This is a genomic window from Kribbella sp. CWNU-51 (assembly GCF_054073265.1).
On record NZ_JBSXMZ010000018.1, the window covers coordinates 1 to 4,989 of the forward strand.

A 4,989-nucleotide genomic window follows, 5' to 3' on the forward strand; every position below is an offset into this window, starting at 1 on the left:
CCCCATCACAACACCCTCCAACAATCAGGCGTTGCAACAATCCCCTGAATCTGCCCACCCAATCCGGGACCAGATCCTCCCCACCCCGGCGGCAACCGACACAACACGGCCGACCGCCGAGACGCCAAGGACGCGAACCACCCACGGATACGTTAGAAGAGCCGGATATCCCCTGCCTTTGTGAGACATCCCCCCGAAGTTGCCGGTGGGCTGATTCCGGTGGGGGTGATGTGTGTCCTAGCGGGACGAGAGGTAGGTGAGGACTGCCATCACCCGGCGGTTGTCGTCCTCCGATGGGGGGAGGTCGAGCTTGGAGAAGATGTTGTTGGTGTGTTTGCTGACGGCCTTCTCGGTGACGAAGAGGGCGCCGGCGATCGCGGCGTTGGAGCGGCCTTCGGCCATCAGGCCGAGGACCTCGGCCTCGCGCGGGGTGAGCCGGCTGATCGGCTCGTCGCGGGTGTTGCGGGCCAGGAGCTGCCCGATCACGTCCGGGTCCATCGCGGTGCCTCCGGCGGCAACCCGCCGTACCGAGTCGAGGAACTCGGCCACGTTGGAGACCCGGTCCTTCAGCAGGTAGCCGACCGCGCCACCGCCGCCGGTCAGCAGCTCGCGCGCATAGAGCTGCTCGACGTACTGCGAGAGCACCAGGATCGGCAGGCCCGGGACCTGGCGGCGGGCCTCGATCGCGGCCTTCAGGCCCTCGTCGGTGAACGTCGGTGGCAACCGGACGTCGACCACGGCGACGTCCGGCCGGTGCTCCACCAGGGCGGGCACCAGCCGGGGACCGTTGTCGACTGCCTCGACGACCTCGAAATCGTGCGCCTCCAGCAGGCGGATCAGTCCGTCCCGGAGGAGGGCGTGGTCTTCAGCGATGAGGACTCGCAAGGCAACTCCATGATCACGGTGGTCGGCCCGGCGCTCGGGCTCACCACGGTCAACGTACCGTCGAAGGCGGCCAGCCGCCGCTCGATACCGTACAGACCGCCACCGGGCCGGACGACCGCACCTCCGACGCCGTCGTCGCCGACCAGGATGTGCAACCGCTCCTGCTCGTGGGTGATCTGGATCCAGGCGTTCGTCGCGGCTGAGTACTTGACCGCGTTCGCGAGCGCCTCGGCCACCGCGAAGTACGCCGCCGACTCGACCGGCGCGGGTGGGCGGCCGGGGACGTCGATGGTGACGTCGACCTTGAACGGCACGGACATCGCGAGCGCCTTGACCGCACCGTCCAGACCGCGATCCGCGAGGACCGGCGGGTGGATGCCACGGACCAGGTCGCGCAGCTCGGACAGCGCCGTACTGGCGGACTCGCGGGCCTCGGTGAGCAGAGCGGCCGCCTGGGCCGGATCACGGGCGACCATTTCCTCGGCCATGCCCAGGTTCATGCTGAGTGCGGCCAGCCGGGCCTGAGCCCCGTCGTGCAGATCCCGCTCGATCCGGCGCAGCTCGGCCGCCTGGGTGTCGACGGTCTCGGCCCGGGACTCGGCCAGCTCGCGGACCCGCATCGCCAGCCGGGCGCTCTCGGTCGGGCCGAGTAGCGAGCGGGCGATGTACGCGTTCGCCTTGAGCAGCCGCTCGCCGGCGGCGTACCAGATCATGAACGCGATCAGCGCGACCGGCATCAGCAGGAAGCTGGTCCAGAAGTTCACGGTGACGAGCCCGCCGAACGGCTCGGTGAACACGCCCTTCGGGGTGACGCCGACGAGCAGCGGGTAGACCAGATAGAACAGCGTGGCCAGGAAGAGTACGGCGCTCAGCAGGCACAGGGTGAACCCCAGTACGGCGTTCACCAGCAGCCACACGATGTCACGCCAGGTAGCCGGGTCGGTCAGCGTCGTCCGCAACCACATCAGCACACCGGGCACCGGCGGCTTCTTGTACGGGCGGGGGATCGGCTCGCCGAGGAAGCCGGCCAGCATGGTCCGGTGGCAGTTCGCGAACCAGCGTGCGGCCGGCACGAACACGAGCAGCAGCGGGATCCCGACCCAGACCGCGATCAGCGGCACGGCGACCACGTTGAGCACGAAGAAGGCGATCCCGAGCTCGGCCAGGATGGCCAGGAACAGCGCGATCCATGGCTGCGCGAGCTTGGGGTACCGCAGCGGCGGCGCCTGGGTGGCGATCTTGCTCATCCACGTCCTCGCTTCGCTCCGGGCGCGGACGAGACACGAGATGGGCTGTGCCTGCTGATGAACTCACTGCGTTCGTTCATGTCTCCATCATGACCGAGTGTGAGACCTGACTCAGTGGTGTTAGGCCCACTGTCGCCCGGGCACTGGCTCCCCATCGCGTTCGGGTAGTAGCACTCATGTGCTGAGCCGTTAGGGCGCTGAGGCTTGATGACGTACGCTGGCCGCGGCTGTACGCCTAGGCCTCCCCCGATCCCGAGACGAGGACCTTTGATGGCTCAGCCAACGGTTTCACCCCCTATTTCCACGCGCGGTTCCGACTTCTCCCCGTTACTGCGGGAGATCAAGGCGGCCGGTTTGCTGGAGCGCCGTACGGCGGCGTACGCGATGGCGATCGGGATCAACGTGGTCCTGATGGGACTGACCTGGGCGGCGATCGCCGTGGTCGGCAGTTCGTGGTGGGTGCTGCTGCTCGCGCTCCCGCTGGGCATCCTGACCACGCGGGCCGCGTTCTTCGGGCACGACGCCGGCCACCAGCAGATCGCCAGCTCCCGCAAGCTGCACGACTGGGTCGGCCTGGTGCACGGCGACCTGCTGCTCGGGATGAGCTACGGCTGGTGGAACGACAAGCACAACCGCCACCACGCGAACCCGAACCACACCGACAAGGACCCGGACGTCGGCGAGGGCGTACTGGTCTGGACGCTCGAGCAGGCTGAGGGCCGCACCGGCCTGCACGGCTGGCTGACCCGTCACCAGGCGAAGATCTTCTTCCCGCTGCTGACGCTGGAAGGCTTCAACCTCAAGGTCTCCAGCATCCGCTTCCTGCTCGGCCGCCCGCGCCGCGAGGCAAGGCTCGAGCTCGGCCTGATGGCCGCGCATCTCGTCCTCTACTTCACCGCGCTGTTCCTGATCATGTCGCCGGGCCAGGCGGTGCTGTTCGCGCTGATCCACCACATGATCTTCGGTCTGCACCTGGGCAGCGTCTTCGCCCCGAACCACAAGGGCATGGAGATGCCCGACGGCGAGACCAACTGGGGTCACCTCGAGAAGCAGGTGCTCACCTCGCGCAACGTGAACGGCGGCCTGGTCACCGACTGGATGATGGGCGGCCTGAACTACCAGATCGAGCACCACCTCTTCCCGAGCATGCCGCGGGCCAACCTCCGCTTCGCCCAGCCCGTCGTCCGCTCGTACTGCGAACAGATCGGCATGCCGTACGTCAGCACCACCCTGATCGATTCGTACCGAATGGGTCTGCAGCACCTGCACGAAGTGGGCAGCGAACTTCGCGCTGAGTTCTAGGCGACTCAGTCGCAGATAGGTTAGGTTCACAGGTCTCGGGGCCGCCCACCCTCGTGAGGAGACCTGCATGACCGATAGATCCGGTCTGAGTCGCCGCGGACTGCTCGGCGCTGTCGCCGGGGTCACCGCCGCCACTGCTCTTCCCGCCGCCCCCGCCTGGGGCACCGACGACCAGCGACCGGGTGCGATGAACCGCCCGAAGCTGGACAAGTACGACCGGCAGATCGTGTCCGCCCTGTCCTCGGACCGCGCGCTGCGCCACCTGCAGGTGCTGTCCGAGGACATCGGCCCGCGCATCGGCGGGACCACGAGTGAGAAGCGAGCGGCCGACTACCTCGCCGGTCAGCTCGACAAGTTCGGCTACCGGACCCGGCTGGAGCCGTTCGGAGTGGCGGACAAGTTCACCGCCGAGATCGAGGACGTCCGGGACATCCTGCCCGGCGACCTGTGCTGGCAGGCCGGGGCCGCTCCCGGTGGCAAGCTCGACGTCACCGTCGAGGGCCCGGTCCGGGACGTCGGCCCGGCGACGGCACCGGTCTGGCCGGCTGACGTGGCCGGCTCGATCGTGATCGCGGACGACGTGGCAGCATCGCGCCCGGCCTTAGTCGCGGAGGCCGTGGCGCGGGGTGCTGTCGGTGTGATCCTGGTGCCGGCCGACCAGGTGTTCCCCCGCCGGGCGTCGGCGTTCGCGCCGATCGGCCTGACCGACGCACCGATCCCGGTGATCGGCGTCGCCCAGGTGCAGAAGCGGATGATCCGCGAAGCGCTCGCGGTGGTGAACTCACTGCCGCTGCGGATCAGTACGACGGCCCACCGCGGCCTGATCTCGAACAACGTGATCGGCGAGCGTCGGGGGAAGTCCGGTGCCAACGGGCCGATCGTGATGGTCAGCGGTCACTACGACTCGGTGATCGGCGCACCGGGTGCGAACGACGACGGCTCGGGCACCGTGCTCACGCTGGAACTGGCCCGGGTGATGAGCCGTCTCCCCACCAACGCGGCCCTGCGGTTCGCGCTCTGGGGTTCGGAGGAGCAAGGCCTGATCGGGTCCCGGTATCACGTCGCGCAGCTCGCTCAGGACGAGCGCGATCGGTACCGGGCGGTCTTCCAGAACGACATGGTCGCCACCAGCTGGGATCCGGCCGTCACCTACTGGCTGCTGTCGTTCACCGGCCTGGCCAACACAGCGACGGACGCGGTCCGGGCGGCCGGTCAGCGGCTCGGGTACGACCCGCAGCTGGTCGGTCCGGTCCAGCGTGGTGCGTCGGATCATCAGTCGTTCCAGGAGGTCGGGATCGCGTCCGCCAACTTCTCGTGGCGTGGCGAGATCTCGCCGGCTCACCTGGAACCGCCGTACCACTCGCCCGAGGACACCATCGCGAAGAACGTCAGCCTGGAACGCCTGCAGGTGTCGATGGAGCTGATCGGCACCGCGGCGTACGCCGTCGCGCGCAGCTGACCTGCGGGCCGACCGCGCCGGAGTGACCTGGCTCATACGGCTAGCCTTGAAGAGCTATGTCGCGCAGAAGGCCTTCCAAGTGGCAGCGGGCGGTCG

At 68.3% G+C, this 4,989-nt stretch carries 4 protein-coding genes; 2 read left to right on the forward strand and 2 right to left on the reverse strand.

From position 1 onward, the window contains the following. Positions 1-237: 237 nt before the first annotated feature. Positions 238-885, reverse strand: a complete 648-nt coding sequence (locus ACXC9Q_RS21070) for a response regulator transcription factor (protein ID WP_328519215.1) — start codon at positions 883-885, stop codon at positions 238-240. Beyond that, positions 837-2,132, reverse strand: coding sequence for a sensor histidine kinase (locus tag ACXC9Q_RS21075; RefSeq protein ID WP_457058314.1), 1,296 nt, complete (start codon positions 2,130-2,132; stop codon positions 837-839). The genes ACXC9Q_RS21070 and ACXC9Q_RS21075 overlap by 49 nt, the downstream gene beginning before the upstream one ends. Positions 2,133-2,402: 270 nt before the next feature. Here ACXC9Q_RS21075 and ACXC9Q_RS21080 point away from each other — a divergent pair, with 270 nt between their 5' ends. Next, positions 2,403-3,434: a fatty acid desaturase family protein gene (locus tag ACXC9Q_RS21080; RefSeq protein ID WP_457058315.1), complete on the forward strand. Its 1,032-nt coding sequence runs from the start codon at positions 2,403-2,405 to the stop codon at positions 3,432-3,434. Between the two features lie 67 nt (positions 3,435-3,501). Then, positions 3,502-4,893, forward strand: a complete 1,392-nt coding sequence (locus ACXC9Q_RS21085) for a M28 family peptidase (protein WP_457058316.1) — start codon at positions 3,502-3,504, stop codon at positions 4,891-4,893. The last annotated feature ends 96 nt before the right edge of the window (positions 4,894-4,989 follow it).